We start from the raw sequence: 20,337 nt of genomic DNA on the forward strand, positions 1-20,337 counted from the left end.
ATGACCACTCGACAGGTGCACAACGTGGTCAACCGATGGTCGGAGAAAGACGCTCGGCTCACCCGCTGGCGCGCCGAGCTGGACGTAGAAGAAGTAAGTGAATAGTGAACACTCTTGACCCCATTTCTGACCCCATTTCTGACCTCTTGACCCCATTTCTGACCGACCCCATTTCTGACATTTCCTTGACCCCATTTCGTCTGTTCGCGATGTGCTACGCTTCCCTCCATGGCGGGCTCCAAGATCGGCCGGTGGCTCAAGCTCGCGGGGATGACGACGTCGGTCGCCTCGAGCTACGCGGGCGTGCGCGTCTTGCGGGCGCTCGGCTTCTCCGAGAAGGTGCAGGAGATGCTCCCCGAGACGAACGCGAAGGTCGGCGCGCGGATCGCCCGAACGCTCGGCGAGCTCAAGGGGCCGGTGATGAAGCTCGGCCAGATGGCGTCGCTCTCCACCGATCTCTTGCCGCGGGAGATCGCGGAGCCGCTCGCGAGGCTGCGCAAGGACGCGCCGGCCGTGCCCTACTCGGTCATCGCCCGGCAGATCGAGGCCGAGCTCGGCGCGCCGCCGGAGGCGCTCTTCCTTTGGTTCGACAAGGAGCCTTACGCCGCCGCGTCGATAGGCCAGGTGCACCGCGCGACGACCGAGGACGGCCGCGCCGTCGCGGTCAAGGTGCAGTACCCGGGTGTCGACGCGTCGGTGCAGGCGGATCTCTCGCACATGCGCTTCGCCCTGCGCGCCGCGGGCCTGCTGCGCAAGCGGCCCGAGCTGTTCGACCGGATGCTCGAGGAGCTCTCGGCGCGGCTCCACGAGGAGCTCGACTACCGCCGCGAGGCGGAGAACGCGGAGGAGCTAAGGGCGTTCCACGCGGCGGACAGCTTCGTCCGAGTGCCTGCCGTCGTCGCGGAGCGGAGCGCCGCGCGCGTGCTCACCCTGACGTTCGAGGGCGGCGATCCGATCGAGATCGCGCGGACCTACCCGCAGGAGGTGCGCGACCTCCTCGGCGAGCGGCTCATGCTGCTCCTCTTCCGCGAGCTGTTCGGCGCGTCCCTGATGCACGCGGATCCGAACCCGGCCAACTTCGCGTTTTGCGCGGACGGCACGTTCGCGCTGTACGACTTCGGCGCGGTGAAGCGGTTCTCGCCCGAGGAGCTCGGCGGCGTCCGCGACGTGATCGCGGGCGCGATCGCCGAGGACTACGCGATGGTGGACGCCGGCATGCGCGCGGTCGGCGCGCTCTCCTTGGACGGGCCGACCGCCGATCCCGCGGTCTACAAGGCGTGGCGCGATCTCGTCGCCCCGGTGTTCGACGATCGGGCGCCGTTCGACTACGGCGCGTCGCGCCTGCACCACAAGATCCTCGTGAAGTTCCCGGAGTACAAGGAGGCCGCGCGCTCGTTCCGCCTGCCGGTGGGGCTCATGCTCGCGCAGCGCGCCTTCGCCGGCCTGTACGGCAACCTGCGCAACCTCGGCGCCAGGGTCAACGGCGGCGCGGTGCTCGCCCGGGCGATGGATCAGGGCGCGGGCTGAGCCGCGCGGCGCCGCGCGGCGCGGATCGTGTTCTCGAGCAGGCAGGCGCGCGTCATCGGGCCCACGCCGCCGGGCACCGGGGTGATCCAGCCGGCCCGCTCGGCCGCGGCCTCGAACCCCACGTCGCCGACGAGCGAGCCGTCGTCGCGCCGGTTGATCCCGACGTCGACGACCGCGGCGCCGGGCTTCACCCACTCGCCGCGGACCAGCCCCGGCACGCCCACGGCCGCGACGACGACGTCGGCCCTACCGATGACCGCGGCGAGATCGCGCGTCCGCGAGTGGCACACCGTGACCGTGGCGTGCCGCTGGAGCAGGAGGAGCGCCATCGGCTTGCCCACGATGGTCGAGCGGCCGACGACGACCGCGTCCGCGCCCGCGAGCGCCACCTTCGCCTCGTCGAGCAGCCGCATGCAGCCGCTCGGCGTGCACGCGACGAGCCCCGGCTCGCCCGCGACGAGCCGCCCGAGGTTCAAAGGGTGGAAGCCGTCGACGTCCTTGGCGGGATCGATCGCCGCGATCACCGCGCCCACGTCGAGGTGCGGCGGGATCGGGAGCTGGACGATCACGCCGTCGACCGCGTCGTCGGCGTTCAGCCGCGCGAGGAGGCCCAGGAGCGCGCCTGGCGCCGTGTCCGCGGGCAGCCGGTGCTCCTCGGAGACGAGCCCCGCCTTCTCGCAGTCGCGCCGCTTGTTGCGCACGTAGATCTCGCTCGCCGGATCCGCGCCGACGATGACGACGTGGAGCCCCGGGCGCCGGCCGGTCTGCGCGGCGAACGCCTCGGCCGCGGCCTTCACCTCGGCGCGGATCTTCTTGGCCAGCGCGTTCCCGTCGAGCAGCTGCATCTCAATCCTCCTCGGGCGACCCGCGCGCGAGCGCGGCGCCGGAGATGATACGCAAAGCCGTTCCCGGTGTCACCGGGGCTCACCCCGGCGGCGCTCGATCGCCGGCCCCACCGAGAGCACCGCGATCGCGGCGACGAGGAGCGCCACCCCCACGAGCTCGTTGACGGGCGGGCGCGGCTCGCCGAGCGCGACCCACAGGGCATAGCTCGCGACCACGCCGGCGAGCAGGCTGGAGATGCGGTTCACGGGCACGCAGAACGTGTTCTCCCGCTTGTCGAGCAGGATGAGGCCCCCGAAGATGCCGGTGCCCTGGGAGAGGATCCCGATGACCGCCGCGACGCCGACGATGCCGAGCGTCCACAACCCGGCGAGCCCCGTCGGCCCGGAGAAGCCCTGGGCGACGCCGTGGGCGAAGCCCGAGCCCTGCCCCACGCCCAGGCACGCGATGACGCCCAGCGAGAGCACCAGCACCGGGGTCGCCACCATCTGCTCCTCGACGAAGTAGCGCGTGCGCGCGTTCTCGTCGTCCGACTTGGCGAGCCGGGTCATGAAGCGTAGGCGCATGAAGTACGCCGCCAGGTAGATCGAGACGGTGAGGGCCGCGACGGCGGTGATGTCGTAGCTGACCTCGCCCAGGAAGAAGGCGCAGAGCAGCGAGAGGATGCTCAGCGCCAGGGCGACCCACGAGTACCACTTCACCTTGCGGCCGGAGAGCAGGTCGGTGACCGGCGCGATGATCAGCACCCCGCCGCGCATGAGCAGCATCATGAAGACGATCGACACGCCGGTGAAGGTGTAGGCGAGCGTCGTGGTGGGGATGACCGCCGCCGTGCCCAGGCCCGACAGCGCGGTCCAGATCCCGGGGACCGGGACGCTCAGGCCGAGGATCCTCTTGTGGGTCGCGTGCTTCCACCAGCCCAAGGCGCTGATGACCGAGAACATCATCAGCATCGAGGCGATCGCAGTGAGCGGCAAAAGCTCGCTGCCCGAGAGCCCCCGGTACTTGGTGAGGTACTTGGTGAGCGCGCTGTAGGGCGCGTAGCAGGCGAAGTAGCCGAAGGCGAACCACCAGATGCTCGGGAACTTCTTGGGAGGTTGGCCCATGACGGCCCATCCTCCCTCCGAAGGGCGGCTAGGGCAACGCATTAGGAGACACTTCGCCACAATCGGGCGCCGTCCTTCGCGTTGTTCGCCGTCCCGGGTCGGGATATAAGTGGAAGAATGCTGCACGAAGAGAAGATCGTCCTCATGACCGAGGACGAGCTCCTGGCCGCCGAGGTCGCGCGGATCCTGCACGACGTCGAGATCGGGGTCGTGCGGGCCACCGGCGCGGAGCACGCGCTCGGGATGGTCCGCGCGCTTCGCCCGAACCTCGTCCTCCTCGACGCCAAGCTCTCGTACTCCGGCGCGCTCGAGGCGTGCCGCGTCCTGCGCTCCGAGATCCCGTCGGCGGAGTTCGGCATCCTCGTGCTCGTGACCGACGCGGACGACCTCAGCATGGCGGATCTGCTCACGAACGGCGCGGACGACGTCGTGAGCCGGAAGCTCAAGCCCTGGGGCTTCAAGGCGCGCATCGCCTCGCACTCGCGGCGCATCCGGTCCGGCCGGTCGCTCGCGCACAAGGTGCGGGACTCCGAGAAGCTCGTGGAGATCACCTCGACGCTCGTCGGCGCGGGCGATCTCTTCGAGAGCCTGTACGCGGTGGCGTCGCTCCTCTCCGAGGAGCTCGACGTCACCCGGTGCTCCGTGGTCCTCGTCGGGCTGGAGCACAGCCTCGGCCTCGTCATCGCGTCGAGCGACGATCCGCAGATCCGCAGCCTGCCCATCGATCTGCGGCGCTACCCGGAGATCATGCGCGTGACCGAGGGGCGCGGGCCGCTCGTCGTGGCGGACGTCTCCGACTCCCAGATCCTGCAGACCGTGCTCCCCCGCCTCAAGAACGCGGACATCACCTCGGTCGCCCTCTTCCCGATCGCGCGCGACGAGGAGATCGTCGGCGTGATCTTCCTCAGGTTCGCCAAGAAGCGCGAGTCGTTCGAGGATCGCGAGCTCGTGTTCTGCCAGACCGTCGCCAACGCGACCGCCATCGCGCTGCGCAACCACGAGATCCTCCAGTCGCTGCACGCCAAGACCCAGGAGGTCGAGCAGGTGCAGAGCGAGGCCCGGAGCAGGCTCATGATGCTCGAGCCCTACTTCGACTTCTTCCACTCGTCGGTCGACGGCATGGTCGTGCTGAGCGACACCGGCGTCGTGCTGTTCGTGAACGCGCAGGGCTCGCGCATGCTCGGCTTCGGCGAGGAGCAGGTCCGGGGGGCGCCGTTCTCGGAGTTCCTGCACGTGGCGGACCGGTCGCGGCTCGAGGCGCTCATCGCGGACGCCTCTCCCGGCGGGGTCCGGCGCACCTCGGACTTCACGATCACGCGGGTCGAGGACGCCGATCGCGTGCTGTCGATCTCCGCCGGCGCGCTCGGCCGCGGGGGCATGACCCTGCTCACCATGCGGGACGTGACGGAGGATCGCGCCACTGCGCGCCACCTCGTCGAGGCCCGCGAGCGGCTCATCGAGAGCGAGAAGAAGTCCGCGATGATGGAGGTGGCCGGCGCCGCGGCCCACGAGCTGAACCAGCCGCTCACCTCGGTCATGACGAGCGTCGCGATGATGCGCCGGCTCCTGGCCGGGGACGACGAGCGTCCGCGCAAGCTCATGGAGACGGTCGAGCGCGAGGCGGAGCGCATGGCGTCGATCATCCGCCGCCTGAGCAAGCTCACCGAGTACACCACGAAGAGCTACGTGGGCACGGCGCGGATCATCGATCTCGATCGCGTCGCCGACGAGACCCAGCGCACCCCCACGGAGCGCCCGCGCACGGAGGGCGACTGATGGCCGTCGTCGAGTCCCCGAGCGACGCCCGCGTCCTCGAGTCCTTCATCGAGCTCTCCCACGCGCTGGGCCTCCAGATGCGCGAGGACGAGCTGGTCCGGGTCTTCTCGGACGTGTTCGAGGATCTCCTCCCCGGCCGGCTCGTCGCGATCCGGATAGCCGCCGACGAGGGCGGGGGCCTGAAGCTCGTCTACGCGAACGGCCGCCTCAAGGACGAGGAACGCGACGCGTTCCGCCTCACGGGCGGGGCGTTCGAGGGGCTGAAGCTCTCTTTCGAGGAGGAGGCGGGCGTGCTCGACGGGACGGGGGCCGAGCGGGCCGACGCGTACGCCGCGGTGTTCGTGAGCGGCGTCTCCGGCTTCGAGGTGGCGCTCTGCGACAGGAAGCGGTTCTACGGCGCGATCAACGTGGAGTACCCGGAAGCGGACGGCGCCCCGCGCGAGGCGGATCGGCGCATCGCGGTGCCGCTCGCGCACCAGATGTGCGCCGCGCTGCGCAACACGCGGCTGATCGCCGAGACGGTGTTCCTCAAGGAGTACCTCGAGAAGCTCCTCGACAACGCCAACGCCCCGGTGATCGTCGCCGATCGCCACGGCCGGATCACCGTGGTCAACAAGGCCGTGGAGCGCCAGACCGGCTACTCCCGGGAGGGGATCCTCGGCACCGACTTCACCTCGCTCGTGCCGGAGGCCGATCGGGCACGGCTCCTGCCGCTCGTCATCTCGGCGATGCGCGGCGAGCCCGCCAACGCCATCGAGGTCCGCATCGCCAAGCCGGACGCCAAGGGGTTCGCGCACATCGCCTTCAACACGGCGCCGATCCTCTCCGCGTACGGCGAGCTCGACGCGGTCATCTTCGTCGGCCAGGATCTCACCGAGGTGCGCGAGCTGCAGAAGCAGGTCATCCATACGGAGAAGCTCGCCACCCTCGGGCAGGTGGCCGCGGGCGTCGCGCACGAGCTGAACAACCCGTTGACGTCGATCACCGTCTACACGAACTACCTCTACAAGAAGCTCGCCGGTGCGATCGACGACGCCGATCTCGCGAAGCTCGGCCGGGTCCGCGACGCCGCCGAGCGCATCCAGTCGTTCTCCCGCGATCTCGTGACCTACGCGCGCCCGTCCGGCGAGGAGCCGACGCTGATCGGCGTGGAGGAGCTCGTCGGGCGCTCCCTGTCGTTCTGCGAGCACCTCATCGGCGAGAGCGAGGCCGACGTCTCGCTCGACGTCGCGTCGAACCTGCCGCCGGTGTACGGCATCCGCGGCCAGCTCGAGCAGGTCTGCGTGAACCTCCTCACGAACGCCTGCCACGCCCTGCCGGACGAGGGCGGCAGGATCTCCATCACGGCGCGGCAGCGCGGCGACGATCGCATCGAGATCGTCTTCTCGGACACCGGGCGGGGCATCCCCGAGGAGAACCTCGAGCGGGTCTTCGAGCCGTTCTTCTCGACCAAGGACCAGGGCGAGGGCACCGGGCTCGGGCTCTCGATCGTGCGCAACATCCTGGTCAACCACGACGGCGAGATCTCGGTCGCGAGCGAGATCGACCGAGGGACGACCTTCACGGTCGTCCTCTACGCCGGCTGACACCGCACCGCGGCGGCCGCGCCCGATTTCTCCGCCACCCGCCGGCGGCCGCGCCGGATCGCGGCGACGATCGCCCCGGTTCTCCCGCGCATCACCCGCGACGCCGACGTGGCCCGGTTTCTGCTAAGGAGCGCAGTATGACACACGGCACGACGATTCTCGGGAAGATTGCCGCGCTCGGGCTCGCGGCGTCGATCGCCTGCGGTGACCCATGGGACGACGGCGCCGCGGGCTGTTGGGGCGCGTTCTGCTACGCCCCCTCCAACGTCGATCCCGACGTCCTCGACGGGACGCTGTCGGACCTGATCTTCGAGGGGAGCGCGTGCGCGTCGGCCGCGCGGATCGACACGGACGACTGCCGCGTGGACTGCGCCGCCGGCGCCCGCTGCGAGATCGACCTCCTGCCCGACGGCGGCGAGGTCGCGGTGCTCGCGGTCGCGCGGTTCGCGGTCCTCGACGACATCGACGTGGAGATCGTGGGAGCGCGCCCCCTCGCGGTGCTCGCCGCGGGGGAGGTCGAGATCCGCGGATCGATCTCGGCGATCGATCCGATCTTCCACTTCAACGGTTGCGGCGGCGGCTACGGCTGCGGGTTCACGACCGAACCCGTCTCGGGCGACGGGCCGGGGGGCGGCGGCGCGAGCTACGGCTCGGGCGGCGCCGGCGGCGGCGGGCACTGCGGTGCCGGCGGCGCCGGCGGGAACGGGACGGACGGCTCCCTCTCACCGGGGGAAGGGGGCGGGACCTATGGCCACGCTTCGATAGTCCCGCTCGCGGGCGGCTCCGCGGGCGGAAAGCGTTCGCTCGGGACCGGCGGCGCGGGCGGCGGCGCCATCCAGATCTCGTCCGCGGTCGCCATCTCGATCGCCGAGGGCGGCTCCATCAACATGTCCGGCCACGGCGGCAAGGGAAACGCGGGCGGGGGCGGAGGGGCCGGAGGGGCGATCCTGCTCGAGGCGCCGCAGGTCCTCGTCGCGGGAGCCCTCGCCGCGAACGGCGGGGGTGGCGGCTCGGGCGGCCTCTTCGGCGACGGCATGCCCGGGCAGGACGGGGCAGAGCCCGCGGCGGGCGGCGTGTCGGCTGACGGCGCCTCGGGCGGCGACGGCGCGTATGGCGGCGCGATCGCCGGCGCGAAGGGCGGCGCCTTCGCCGGGGGCATCAGCGGGGGGGGCGGCGGCGGCGGCGGCGGGTGGATTCGGATCAACACCGCCGACGGGAACGCGCAAGTGCAAGGCGTCGTGTCGCCGTCGCTCGCGTCCGGTTGCGCATCGGTGGGCGAGATCGCGGCCCCGTGAACCCCGAGAGGCCGTCGGGAATGCGGAGCTTTGCCGAAGCGTTTCCCGCCAATCGGAGGTCGAACATGAGGCTCTTGCTGGTTCGGGCCCTTCTCGTCGCCGCCGTCGTCGCGCTGGCCGGGTGCGATCACGCGACGAAATACGCGGCCAAGGCCGAGCTCGAGGGCGCACAGCCCAAACCCGTGATAGGCGACGTCGTGCGGCTCGACTACGTCGAGAACCGCGACACCGGGTTCGGGCTCTTGCGGTGGATCGAGCCCGAGCCGCGGCTGCCCATCATCCTCGCGCTCCAGTCGCTCGGCGCGATCGTGCTGGCCGTGGCGCTCCTGCGGCGCCGGGCGCTCGATCTCTACGCCGCGGCGTTCGCGCTCGTCCTCGCGGGCGCGCTCGGCAACCTCACGGATCGTCTGCTCCGCGGCTACGTCGTGGACTTCATCCGCGTGCCGTACTGGCCGGTGTTCAACCTCGCGGACATCTGGATCACGGCAGGCCTCGGCCTCCTCGTCCTCGCGTATCTCGGTATCCTGCCGAGGCGCAGGGCCGGAGCCGAGGCGCAACCGTAGACTGCCTACTTCTTCTTCCGCCGATCGCGCTTGGCGACGACATCGTAGGGTCGCGACTCAGGCGGTCGGCACGTCAGCCGTTCGAGGAGGAGATCCTCGACGTCCCTCCGACCATCGATCACGGTGAGGATGTAAACGTCGCGCCCGTGCATTCTGTAGACGATTCGGTACGGGCGTACGACGAGCTCGCGGTATGCAACGATTCCGTTCTCGGCGAGCTCGGGAACGACGCGCCCGCGTTCCGGAAATCGAACGAAGCCGTCTGTCGCGCCTCGGATCTTCGAAAGCACCTTCCGGGCGTTCAGCGGCGCATCCGCCGCGATGAAACGCACTATCGCGTCGAGATCTAGGGCTGCCGACTCGGTCCACACGACCTTGTGCGTCGTCCGGGGCAACGCCGCCTCACCCCTCCTCGATGGACCGCGACGCGCGCGCGAACGCCTCGTCCGTCGAGAGCAGGCGCCCGGCCGCCACGTCGTCCTCGGAAAGCGAGACCAGCCTCATGAGCGCCATCGCCTCGCGCCACCTGTCGTACGCGCTCACGTCCATCACGACGACCTTCGCCTCGCCGTTCTGCGTGATCACCATCGGCCTGCCGCCAGCGGCGACGTCGCGGACCAGATCCGCCGTGTGGTTCTTCAGATAGGTGATCGGCTTCACGCGCTGTTCGAGCCGCATCGGGCACCTCCTCGGTACAGGTCAGAATTTAGTACGGAATAAGGATCTTGGCAACGTCGCCGACGGCCCCGACAAAAAAAACGGCCCCGGGTCGCCCCGAGGCCGTCGTGTCGATCAGGTCGGCTGCGGACGCATCGCTCTAGCGGGCGCGGCGCGCGGCGCCCCTACTTCTTGCGCGGGTCGTTCTTGATCAGGTCCTCGACCACCGACGGATCGGCGAGCGTCGAGGTGTCCCCGATCGAGCCGAGCTCGCACTCCGCGATCTTGCGCAGGATGCGGCGCATGATCTTGCCCGAGCGGGTCTTCGGCAGGCCGGGCGCCCAGTGGATCTGGTCCGGCGCCGCGTGCGCGCCGATCTCCTTGCGGACGTGCGCGACGAGCTCCTTCTTGAGGGCGTCCGAGTACTCCTCGCCGACGTTCAGCGTGACGTACGCGTAGATGCCCTGGCCCTTGATCTCGTGCGGGTAGCCGACGACCGCCGCCTCGGCGACCTTGGGGTGCGACACGAGCGCGCTCTCGACCTCGGCCGTGCCGAGCCTGTGCCCGGAGACGTTGATGACGTCGTCCACGCGGCCCGTGATCCAGTAGTAGCCGTCCTCGTCGCGGCGGCAGCCGTCGCCCGTGAAGTACAGCCCCTTGAACATCTCGAAGTAGGTCTTCTCGAACCTCTCGTGATCGCCGTACACCGTGCGCATCAGGCCCGGCCACGGGCGCCGGATCGCCAGGATGCCGCTGCAGGCGCCGGTGAGCTCCTTGCCCTGGTCGTCGAGCACGACGGGATCGACGCCGAAGAACGGCAGGGTCGCCGAGCCGGGCTTGGTGCCCCACGCGCCCGGGAGCGGGGTGATCAGGATGCCGCCGGTCTCGGTCTGCCACCAGGTGTCCACGATCGGGCACTTCTCGTGGCCGACGTTCTTGTTGTACCAGAGCCACGCCTCGGGGTTGATGGGCTCGCCCACGGAGCCGAGCAGCTTGAGCGACGCGAGGCTGTGCTTGGCCGGCCACTTTTCACCCTGGGCCATGAGCGCCCGGATGGCGGTCGGCGCGGTGTAGAACTGGGTCACCTTGTGCTTGTCGACGACGGCCCAGAACCGATCCGGCTCCGGGTAGGTCGGGACGCCCTCGAACATGACGGAGATCGCGCCGTTCTGGAGCGGCCCGTAGACGATGTACGAGTGGCCGGTCACCCAGCCGATGTCCGCCGTGCACCAGAACACGTCGCCGTCGTGGTAGTCGAAAATGTACTTGTGGGAGACCGCCGTGTAGACCATGTACCCGCCCACCGTGTGCAGCACGCCCTTGGGCTTGCCGGTGGAGCCGGACGTGTACAGGATGAACAGCGGATCCTCGGCGTCCATCACCTCGGGCTCGCACTTCGCGTCGACCTTCGCCATCTCGTCGTCCCACCAGCTGTCGCGGCCGGCCTGCATCGGGACCTGCTCGCCGGTGCGCTTCACGACGATGATCTTCTCGACCTTCGTGCCCTCCCCGGCGGCCTTCTCGGCGGCCTTGTCCGCGTTCGTCTTCATCGGCACGTCCTGCTTCGGGCCGCGCAGGCCGGTGTCCTGCGTGACGACGAGCTTGCACGTGGAGTCGACGATGCGGTCGGAGAGCGAGTCCGGCGAGAACGCGCCGAACACGATCGAGTGGATGGCGCCGATGCGGGCGCACGCGAGCATCGACACCGCGAGCTCGGGGATCATCTGCATGTAGAGGCTGACGCGATCGCCCTTCTTCACGCCGTGGGCCTTGAGCACATTCGCGAACTTGCAGACCTGCTCGTGCAGCTCGCGGTAGGTGAGCTTCCGATCCGTGCCGGGCTGGTTGCCCTCCCAGATCAGGGCGACCTGATCGCCGCGCTTCGCGAGGTGCCGATCGAGGCAGTTGTAGGAGATGTTCGTCTTGCCGCCGCGGAACCACTCGATCTTCACGCGACCCTTGCTCATGTCGAAGTTGTAATCCATGACCTTGTCCCACTTCTTGTACCAGTGGAACTGCGACGCCATCTCACCCCAGAACCCCTCGGGGTCGTCGAGCGAGCTCTTGTACATCTTCATGTACTCGTCCTTCGACTTGACCCACGCCTTCTCGCGGAACGCCGGATTCGGTTCGAACATCTTGTCTGCCATGGATTCGCTCCTTGTGTCCTCGGGCGCGCGTGCGCCTCACAGAATGAGCAGCCTCGAAGCCGCTGCGGTTTGTTCTCTTTTGTGGTCGTCGCTCCGGAAAAAACAAAACCGGCCCGAGCGCGAAACATAAGGTTTTTCGCCGAGGCGGTCACTATCTAATCGAAACGATTTTGCCCTCCCCATGATATTTGTCATGGGATCAGGCGGGATACTTGACGACGAGGTGGTCGCCCACGAACAGGGCGTTTAGGCCCGTGGTCAGGAAGCACTTCAGCGCGTCCTCCGCCGAGTGCACGATGGGCTCGCCGCGGATGTTGAACGACGTGTTGAGCACGACGGGGACGCCCGTCAGCTCGCCCATTTCGACGAGGAGCTCGTGGTACAGGGGGTTCTGCCCGCGGCTGACCGTCTGCACGCGCGCCGTGCCGTCCACGTGGGTGATTGCGGCGAGCGCCTCGAGCTTCGAAGGCAGCGTGCGGTAGGCACGCAGCATGTACGGCGAAGGCACGCTGCTCGAAAACAGCTCGCCGCAGGCCTCCTCGACGACCGACGGCGCGTACGGCCGGAAGCTCTCGCGGAACTTCACCTCCGCGTTCAGGCGGTCCTTCATGTCGGCGATCCCGGGGTGCGCGAGGATCGAGCGGTTGCCGAGCGCGCGCGGGCCGAACTCGGCGCGGCCCTGGAACCAGCCGATCACGGCCCCGTCCGCGATCATGCGCGCGGCGGTGCGCGCCGGGCCCTGGACCTTCGAATGCCGAACGCCGGCCTTCTCGAACGCCCTCAACGTCTCCCGCTCGTCCGAGGCCGGCCCGAGGTACTCGCTCGCGACGGCGCCGCTGCGCGGGCGGCCGTGGATGGCGTGCGTCGCGTACAGCGCCGCGCCGACGCTGGTGCCCGCGTCACCCGCCGCGGGATAGAAGAAGTACTCGTCGAACGGCCCCTCCGCGGCGATCCTGCCGTTCGCCACGCAGTTCAGGCCGACGCCGCCGGCGACGCAGAGGCGCGCGCTCCCCGTCTTCTCCTTCGCGAGGCGCGCGAGGTGCAGCAGCGCCTCCTCGGTCGCCGCCTGCACCGCGTAGGAGATGTCCATGTGCCGCTGATCGAGCGGACCCTCGGGCGCCCGCGCCGGGCCGAGCCTTTCCACGAGCTTGCGCGCGTACCGCGTCGGGCCGTCCCGGAAGTAGTCGAAGTACGAGAGATCCGTCTCGAACCCCCGGTCGGTCAGCCGGATCATCTCCCGGATCGCGGCGGACCACTCGCTCGGCCCGCCGTAGGAGGCGAGGCCCATCACCTTTCCCTCTCCGCTGTTCGGCCGGAAGCCGAGGTACTGGGTGAAGGCGGCGTAGAACGACCCGAGGGAGTGGGGAAAGTCCACGGAGATCACGGGGTCGATCCGCGCCCCGCGGGCCGCGTAGACGCCCGTCGACTGGCGCTCGCCGTAGCCGTCCACGGTGAGGATCGCCGCCTCGTCGAACGGTGAGGTGAAGAACGCCGCGGCGGCGTGGCACACGTGGTGGGTGACGTAGTGGATCGCGAGCTTCCTCCCCGACTCGAACCGCAGCACCTGATCGATCGCCGCGACCCGCTCGTCGCCGCGCCTGGCGAGCAGCGAGGTGGGCACGTTGTACAGGTACTCGAGCGGGTTCCGCGGCGTCGCGACGAGGCGGCGCGCGGGCGCTTCCGCGTGGACGCCCGGGTTCCAGAAGAAGGCGACGGCGTCGAGGTCCAGCAGATCGACCCCCGCGTGCTCGAGGCAGAACCCGATCGCGCGTTGCGGGAACGCCGCGTCGTGCTTCAACCGGGAGAAGCGCTCCTCCTGGCTGGCGGCCGTGGCGACGCCGTCGTGCACGATGGCCGCCGCGGAATCGTTCGAGAAGTTGACGCCGAGGATCTTCATCTGGCGCTCGCTTTCACGCGTTCCCTCACGGCGCCAGCCGTGCGGGGATCGCCTCCACCGCGGCCCGGACGATCTGCGTCGTGCTCGCGGTCTCGTCCCGGATCACGACGAGGGCGCAGCGGGCCCCGAGCAGCATGAAGTAGCGCACCTCCATCACCCGCCCCTAGGTGTCGCCGAGCGCCACGGCCGCGATCTCGCCGAGCGGGAGCAGATCGGTCACGCGGGGGCTCAGGTCGGAGACGACGCACGACACGGCCGCGAGCGTGTCCGGCTCCAGCGGGTCGCCGGCCGCGTCCACGACGAGCCCCTGGTCGTCCGCGACGAGCGCCACGTGCACGCCGTCCTGCGCGACGAGGCCGTCGAGCACCGCGGTGAGCGTCTCGCCCTGGAACACCGCCGCCGCGGCCGCGCCCCCGGCGTCCGCGCCCTTGGTCCGCAGGTCGGCCGCCTCGGCCTGCGCGACCGACAGCTCGGCCTCGAGGTCCGCCATCCGCTCCTTGCGATCCCGGAGCTCGCCGCGCAGCTTCTCGCAGGTCACGGCGAGCCCCTCGAGCTCGACGCTGTGCCGCAGCTCGACGTCCGAGATCGTGGTCTCGGCGAGCTCGGCCGGCGGCAACGGTTGCGCGTTCAGCGCCCGGATCTGGCCCTCGAGCGCCATGATGCTCTGCCGGAGCCGGTACCTCTCGCGGGAGGTGTCGGTGCGCAGCCGCCTCTCCAGGACCAGCGCCTCGGAGAGCTTCTGCACGGCGGAGGCGTCGACGCCGTCCTCGGCGGCGCGCTGCCGGTACAGGACCCCGGCGAAGAAGCCCCCCACGGTCAGGATCACCGCGACGGCGAGCCCGACCGCCACCACGGATCCGTGAGCGAGGATCGCGAGCCCTTCGATGTGGAGCAGCAGCACCCCCAGACCGACCGTGGCCGACGCGGCCAGCACGAGCGAGACGGCGACGTGGACGCGCTTCAAGGCGCGGTCCTCCCGGCGTACAGCGGCGGCCGTCGATCGATGAACGTGCGGAGCTTGAGCTCCCTAAGCCAGATCTTCTCCTGGCGGATCATCTCCTCCTGCACGAGCTGGTTGAGGATCCGCTGCCGCACGTCGGCGAACGGCTGCACGCCGAGCTCCTCCCGGGCGAGCAGCTTCACGACGTGGAACCCGGAGGGCGTGCGCAACGGTCCGCTGACCTCGCCCGGCTCGAGGTCGACGAACACCCGATCGAGCGCCGGGATCTCGCCCGGCTTGCGCACCCCGAGCCCGCCGCCGCGCTTCGCCGTCGCCGCGTCGTCGGAGCTCCCCTCGGCGACCGCCTCGAAGCTTTCGCCCGCGTCGATCCGCGCCCGGATCTCCTCGGCCCGCTTCTTCGCCCGCGCCACCTCCATCGCGCGCGCTCCCGGCGGCACGCGGACGAGGACGTGCGCCCCCTCGAACCAGCCCGACGCGCGCACGTCGCGCACGAGGCCGTTGTAGTACTCGCGGGCCTCGGTGTCCGAGATCTTGACGCGCCCGCGGACCTTCAGGTTGATCACCTTGAACTTCAGGAGATCGCGCCGCATCTGCGACCTATACTCCAGCATGTCCATGCCGCGCTTCGCGATCTCGCGCTCGAACACCTCGCGGTCGACCCCGTTCTCCCGGATGACGTTCGCGATCGCGGCCTCGACCTCCTCGGAGCTGACGGTCAGCTTGATCTCCGCGGCCTGCTGCCCGACGAGGATCTCGTCGATCATCGACTCGAGCACCTCGCGGAGCACCTCGTGCCTCTGGGCGCCCAAAGGAGGCTTCCCGCCGCCCTGCCGGGCCATCGCCTCGAGCTCCGCGAACACCGGGCCGGATCGATCCACGACCTCGCTGAGCAGGATGATCTCCTTTCCGACGACCGCGGCGATGCCGTCGACCATGGCGCCGGGCGCGGCCGGGCTCGCGGCCGGGAGCGCCGCGCAGACCGCCGCCGCCGCCGCGATCAGCGCCGGGCGAACGACGGGGTTTCTCGGGCGCACTGGCACGGCGACCGCCTACTCTCCGGGCTTCGGCTCCCGGATCGGCGCCTCCTCGTCCCCGGGCATGCCCATCGGATCGTGTGGGCCGTCGAGCCCGGGCGGCGCGTTCCCGGTCTCGCCGGGCGCTCCGGAGGTGTCGACCTCGAGCTTCGCGAGGTTCTCCTCGTAGATCTCGATCTTGGCCTTGGCCTTGAGATCCGCGATGAACTTGTCCATCGCCTCGCGCCGCTTGTCGCGCAGGAGGCGGTTCTCGATGAGCTTCTTCACGCTCTCGAACGATCGGTTCATCTCCGGCTTCTGGTTCGTCAGCTTGACGACGTGGTAGCCGGCCTCGGTCTTGATAGGCTTCTCGGTGATGTCGCCGACCTTCTGGAGCGCCCACGCGGCCTCGGCGACCTCCTTGGGCACGACCGGCTCGTCCTCGCGCCGCTCCGCGGGCTTGGAGAAGTAGCCGAGATCGCCGCCGCGATCCTTCGTCTGCGCGTCCGTGGAGAGCTCCTTCGCCTTGTCGCGGAAGAGCTTCCGATCGTCGCCCTTGCCCTTGAGCTCGCCTATCAGCTTCTCGGCCTGGGCCGCCGTGGCGACCACGATCTGGCTCGCGCGGATCTGCGCCGGCCTGCGGTACTTGTCGATCTCCTTTTCGTACTCGGCCTTGAGGAGCGCCTCGTCCACGGTCGTGGGTAGCACGTTCTTCTCGAGATCGTTCTTCACCATCAGGCGGATCATCACCTGCTTGATGGTGCGCTGCACCTCGGGATCGTTCCCGAGCCCCTGTTTCTCCGCCTCCTGGGACAGAAGCTCGATGCGGATCAGCTTCTGCAGGAACTCCTTGCGCTTCTCGGGCGCGGCCCAGCGCCTGCGGATGTACGGCGACAGCCTGTTGATCTGGTCCGTGACGTCGCCGACCGTGATCGTGCGATCGCCCACCTTGGCCACGACCTCGGCCGCCTGCTCGGGCGTGAGCCCCTGCGGCAGCTTCTCGTCCGCCGCCGCGTCCTTCGGCCCGTCGACCTTCTTCCCGTCGTCCTTGCCGCCGCACCCCGCGAGGAGCGGGAGCGCCGCCAGAACGAGAACCCCTGCGAACCTCATCGACCAGCGTGCCATGAACAGCTCCTTGATCGTGTTTTTTCCCATGAGATCAGCCGGTTTATATCGCATATGTCGAATAACCGTACAACCTCCTTTACGCGGCGCCGGCCGCAAGCGCGCGAAGGGTCCGGATCGCCGCCGGGGCGCCGCCCTCGCCGTCCTTCGCGAACGCCACGACGAGCTTCAGGTCGTCCGTGAGCCGCGCCGCGCCCTCGGCCCTGCGCACGAGCTCGACGACGGTCTCGGGCGAGACCCGGGAGTCGACGCCGAGGTGGATCACGAGCCTCCGGGCGCTCAGCTCGACGCCCGCCACGCGCAGCGCGCGCGCGAGCGCCTTGATCTTCATCCCCTCCACCGCGAGCCCGGCCGGCGGCGGCAGCGCGCCGAAGAGGTCGATCAGCTCGGCCGCGATCCCCTCGACCTCCGCCTCGGAAGGCGCCGAGGCGAGCCGCTTGTAGTACTTCAACCGCTGCCCGACGTCCGGGATGTACTCCTCCGGGAAGTAGCCCGGCTCCTCGAACGTCATCTCCGGTTCGAGCTCTGCGGCGACGGGCTCGCCCCGCAGCCGCGCGGTCGCCTCTGCGAGCAGCTCGACGTACATCTCGAACCCCACGCCCGCGACGTCGCCCGACTGCTCGGCCCCGAGCAGGTTGCCGGCGCCGCGGAGCTCGAGATCCATCGTCGCCAGCGAGAAGCCGGCGCCGAGATCGGTGTACCGGGCGAGCGCCTCGACCCGCTCGCGCGCGTCGTCGGTCAAGGAGGCGATCGGCGGGACGACGAGGTAGGCGTAAGCCTGGACCGGGCTCCGGCCCACGCGGCCGCGGAGCTGGTAGAGCTGCGCGAGCCCGAACGTGTCCGCCCGGTCGATGATGATCGTGTTGGCGCGCGGGATGTCGAGGCCGCTCTCGATGATCGCCGTGCACACGAGGACGTCGGAGCCGCCGGCCACGAACTCGAGCATCACGCGCTCGAGATCCTCCTCGCGCATCTGGCCGTGGCCGATCGCGAGCCGCGCCGTCGGGACGAGCGCCGCGACGCGCTCGGCGACGCGCCCGATGTCCCGCACGCGGTTGTGGACGAAGAAGACCTGGCCGCCGCGCGCGATCTCGCGCTCGATCGCCGTCCGGAGAAGCTCCGGATCGTCGTGGCAGACGAGCGTGCGGACCGGGCGGCGATCCATGGGCGCGGTCGCGATGAGCGAGAGATCCCGCAGCCCCGCGAACGCCATGTGCAGCGTGCGCGGGATCGGCGTCGCGGTCATCACCATCGTGTCGACCGAGCTCTTGAGCGCCCGGATCCGCTCCTTGTGCGCCACGCCGAACCTGTGCTCCTCGTCCACGACCAGCAGCCCGAGCCGCTTGAAGTGGACGTCCTTGGACAGGAGGCGGTGGGTGCCGATCGCGATGTCCACGGTGCCGTCCTTCAGCCCGAGGGCGATGGCGGCGTTCTCGGCGTCCGTCCGGAACCGGCTCATCATCTCGACGCGGACCGGGTAGCCCGCGAACCGCGCCGCGAAGCTCTGGAAGTGCTGCTGGGCGAGCACGGTCGTCGGGACGAGCACCGCGACCTGCCTCCCGGACATGACGGCGCGGAACGCGGCGCGCAGGGCGACCTCGGTCTTGCCGAACCCGACGTCGCCGCACACGAGCCGGTCCATCGCCCGCGGCCCCTCGAGATCGGCCATCACCTCGTCGACGGCGCGCGCCTGATCCGGGGTCTCCTCGAACGGGAACGCCGCCTCGAACTCGCGGTAGAGCGCGTCCGCGGCCGGCAGCGGCGGCTTCTGGGCGACCTCTCGCTTCGCGTACAGATCGAGGAGCTTCGCCGCGAGCTCGAGCGCGCTTCGCGAGGCCTTGTCGCGCGTCTTCGAGAACGTCTGGCCGCCGAGCTTGTCGAGGCGCGCGGGCCCCTCGCCCTCGCTCCTGTACTTCTGCACGCCGCTCAGGCGGTGGATCGGGACGTACAGCTTGTCGCCGTCGCGGTAGACGACGAGGAGGAAGTCGACCTCGGCGTCCCGGACGCGCTGCCGCACGAGCCCCTCGTACCGGCCGACGCCGTGCTCGCGGTGCACGACGAGGTCGCCGGGCGTGAGCGCGCTCAGGTCGGCGAACGCGGTCCGCGCCGCGCGCGCGGTGGGGTGCCGGCGCGCCCTGCGGCCGAAGATCTCCTCCTCCGCGATCCAGCACAGGCCGTCGGCGGGGAGCGCGCAACCGCGGGACAGCTCCCCGACGACCACCTCGACGTGCGGCGGCGAGAGGGCGAGGTCGGCGGCCGCGACCGCGACCGCGAGGCCGCGCTCGCGCAGCATCGATCCGAGGCGATCCGCGAGCCCCTTCGTGTGCGCGACGATCGCCGTGCGGTACCCCTCCTCGACGAGCCCCTCGAGGTGCCGCACGAGCGGCGTGAGGACGTCGGCCACGGTGCCGAGCTGGGACGTCCGGCGCAGCCTCTCGCCGAGCTCGGCCGTGCCCTCGGCGCAGAGGTCGAAAGGTTCCGCGCACGTCTCGAGCGCGCCGAGCCCCTCGCCCGTCACGGCGATCCTGTGCGCCGCCACCCGGAGCCGCGCCATCACCACCGCCTCGGCCTCGGCCGGCGCGATCGCGTGCTGCTCGGGCGGGAACCCGGGCTCCTTCCGCTCGACGCGCCGCGCGTACTCCTCGGCGAGCGCCGCGGCGCTCTTCTGCCACGCCATCCGCACGCCGGCCGAGTCGTCGGCGCAGCACACGGCGCCTTCCGGGAGGTACGAGAAGAGATCGCCGAGCGGCGCGTGGAACGCCGGCGCGAACCCCTCGGCGCCGACGAACAGCCGACCCTCGAGCAGCTCCGCGATCAGGCGCTCGGTCCGCGCGGTCGGCAGATCGACCTCGTCGCACGCCGCCCGTATCCGCGCCGCTGCCGCCGCGCTCTCCTCTCCTCCCGAGGGCCGCATCGCGAGCCGCGCCGGGTGGATCCACGCCCCGTCGAGCTCCTCGCCCCCGGCCTGGGTCTCGGGATCGATCGCGCGCAACCTCTCCACCTCGTCGCCGTCGAGCTCGATCCGGACCGGCCGCTCGAGGTAGGGCGGGAAGAGATCGACCACGCTGCCGCGGAGCGCGTACGTCCCGGGCTCTTCGACGAGCGGCGTCCTCGCGTAGCCCGCGCGCTCGAGCGCCGCCGCGAGGACGTCCCGCGAGATGACGTCGCCGCGGCCGATGGGCAGGCACGCGTCCTCGAACTCCCGGCGGGGGGCGATCCGGCGCAGGAGCGCGTCCGCCGGAACCACGAGGAAACGCCACCGCCGCTCCACGGCGAGGCGGAAGAGGACCGCCGAGCGGCGCATCGCGAAGCGCCGGTCCGGCACCAGGGCGTCGTACGGGCCGAGTTCGTACCCGGGGAAGAACACGATCCCGCCCCGCTCGTGCCCGCGCGCCGCGGCGTGGAACTCCAGGTCGTGGACGATCTCCCGGGCGCGATCGGCGTCCTCCGCCACGACGACCATCGGCGCGCCGATCTCCTCCTGGACCGCCACGAGCGCCGCCTGCAGGGCGCTCCCGCGCGCACCGACGAGATCGATCCGGGCCTCGCGCGCCGCGGCGGCGATCGCGGCCAGGCGGGATCCGCTGCCGACGTGCGGTATCGCAATCGGCGTTCCAACGGGCTGGTCGGGGCGGATCAAGGTGTGCTCCGGGAGGTCGTGTCCGGCGCTGTCGCCGCGCGTGCCGCGCGATCAGCCGTAGGGATCCTCCTCGATGTCGCCGGTCTTCTTCGGCGGCTCCGGCTTCGGCTCGGCCTTCGGCTCGGCCTTCGGCTCGGCCTTCGGCTCGGCCTTCGGCTCCGGCTTCGGCTCGGCCTTCGGCTCGGCCTTCGGCTCGGC

At 70.4% G+C, this 20,337-nt stretch carries 15 protein-coding genes; 5 read left to right on the top strand and 10 right to left on the bottom strand.

What is annotated here, in order from left to right; all coding sequences use genetic code 11:
- Positions 1 to 228: 228 nt before the first annotated feature.
- Positions 229 to 1,527 carry an AarF/ABC1/UbiB kinase family protein gene (locus M0R80_24240; protein ID MCK9462743.1) on the top strand — a complete coding sequence of 433 codons (1,299 nt, stop codon included), beginning with the start codon at positions 229 to 231 and terminating at the stop codon, positions 1,525 to 1,527.
- Here the strand turns inward: M0R80_24240 and folD are convergent.
- Together folD and M0R80_24250 are read right to left on the bottom strand one after the other, a co-directional pair.
- Entirely contained in the window at positions 1,512 to 2,378 is an 867-nt protein-coding gene (gene folD / locus M0R80_24245; protein MCK9462744.1) for a bifunctional methylenetetrahydrofolate dehydrogenase/methenyltetrahydrofolate cyclohydrolase FolD, read from the bottom strand. The two genes, M0R80_24240 and folD, sit on opposite strands and share 16 nt — an antisense overlap.
- A 63-nt stretch (positions 2,379 to 2,441) precedes the next feature.
- Positions 2,442 to 3,476, bottom strand: a complete 1,035-nt coding sequence (locus M0R80_24250) for a hypothetical protein (protein ID MCK9462745.1) — start codon at positions 3,474 to 3,476, stop codon at positions 2,442 to 2,444.
- A gap of 117 nt (positions 3,477 to 3,593) precedes the next feature.
- On the opposite strand from M0R80_24250, the gene M0R80_24255 reads away from it, so the two are divergent.
- From M0R80_24255 to lspA, 4 genes are all read left to right on the top strand, one after another.
- Positions 3,594 to 5,252, top strand: a complete 1,659-nt coding sequence (locus M0R80_24255) for a GAF domain-containing protein (protein ID MCK9462746.1) — start codon at positions 3,594 to 3,596, stop codon at positions 5,250 to 5,252.
- Positions 5,252 to 6,838, top strand: coding sequence for an ATP-binding protein (locus tag M0R80_24260; protein MCK9462747.1), 1,587 nt, complete (start codon positions 5,252 to 5,254; stop codon positions 6,836 to 6,838). Before M0R80_24255 ends, M0R80_24260 begins: the two co-directional genes overlap by 1 nt.
- 137 nt (positions 6,839 to 6,975) lie before the next feature.
- On the top strand, positions 6,976 to 8,133 hold the full coding sequence (locus M0R80_24265) for a hypothetical protein (protein MCK9462748.1): 1,158 nt from the start codon (positions 6,976 to 6,978) through the stop codon (positions 8,131 to 8,133).
- A gap of 65 nt (positions 8,134 to 8,198) precedes the next feature.
- Positions 8,199 to 8,696 (top strand): signal peptidase II, encoded by a 498-nt coding sequence (gene lspA, locus M0R80_24270; GenBank protein MCK9462749.1) that lies wholly within the window; start codon positions 8,199 to 8,201, stop codon positions 8,694 to 8,696.
- A gap of 5 nt (positions 8,697 to 8,701) precedes the next feature.
- Here lspA and M0R80_24275 read toward each other — a convergent pair whose 3' ends face one another.
- From M0R80_24275 to mfd, 8 genes are all read right to left on the bottom strand, one after another.
- Complete coding sequence (locus M0R80_24275; protein MCK9462750.1) at positions 8,702 to 9,091, bottom strand: type II toxin-antitoxin system RelE/ParE family toxin; 390 nt, start codon at positions 9,089 to 9,091, stop codon at positions 8,702 to 8,704.
- 7 nt (positions 9,092 to 9,098) lie between these two features.
- The gene (locus tag M0R80_24280) at positions 9,099 to 9,374 is read right to left on the bottom strand and encodes a type II toxin-antitoxin system Phd/YefM family antitoxin (GenBank protein MCK9462751.1); all 276 of its coding nucleotides are present in this window, start codon (positions 9,372 to 9,374) and stop codon (positions 9,099 to 9,101) included.
- Between the two features lie 164 nt (positions 9,375 to 9,538).
- A complete protein-coding gene (gene acs / locus M0R80_24285) occupies positions 9,539 to 11,503 on the bottom strand; it encodes an acetate--CoA ligase (protein MCK9462752.1) in 1,965 nt (654 codons plus the stop codon).
- A gap of 199 nt (positions 11,504 to 11,702) precedes the next feature.
- Positions 11,703 to 13,400 (bottom strand): carbamoyl transferase, encoded by a 1,698-nt coding sequence (locus M0R80_24290; GenBank protein ID MCK9462753.1) that lies wholly within the window; start codon positions 13,398 to 13,400, stop codon positions 11,703 to 11,705.
- A 163-nt stretch (positions 13,401 to 13,563) separates the two neighbouring features.
- Positions 13,564 to 14,364 (bottom strand): hypothetical protein, encoded by an 801-nt coding sequence (locus tag M0R80_24295; protein MCK9462754.1) that lies wholly within the window; start codon positions 14,362 to 14,364, stop codon positions 13,564 to 13,566.
- Positions 14,361 to 15,401 carry a peptidylprolyl isomerase gene (locus M0R80_24300; GenBank protein MCK9462755.1) on the bottom strand — a complete coding sequence of 347 codons (1,041 nt, stop codon included), beginning with the start codon at positions 15,399 to 15,401 and terminating at the stop codon, positions 14,361 to 14,363. The genes M0R80_24295 and M0R80_24300 overlap by 4 nt, the downstream gene beginning before the upstream one ends.
- 9 nt (positions 15,402 to 15,410) lie before the next feature.
- Positions 15,411 to 16,529 (bottom strand): peptidyl-prolyl cis-trans isomerase, encoded by a 1,119-nt coding sequence (locus tag M0R80_24305; protein MCK9462756.1) that lies wholly within the window; start codon positions 16,527 to 16,529, stop codon positions 15,411 to 15,413.
- A gap of 49 nt (positions 16,530 to 16,578) precedes the next feature.
- Positions 16,579 to 20,139, bottom strand: a complete 3,561-nt coding sequence (gene mfd / locus M0R80_24310; GenBank protein MCK9462757.1) for a transcription-repair coupling factor — start codon at positions 20,137 to 20,139, stop codon at positions 16,579 to 16,581.
- Positions 20,140 to 20,337: the final 198 nt, after the last annotated feature.

Source organism: Pseudomonadota bacterium (genome assembly GCA_023229365.1).
Taxonomy (GTDB): Bacteria; Myxococcota_A; Polyangia; order JAAYKL01; family JAAYKL01; genus JALNZK01.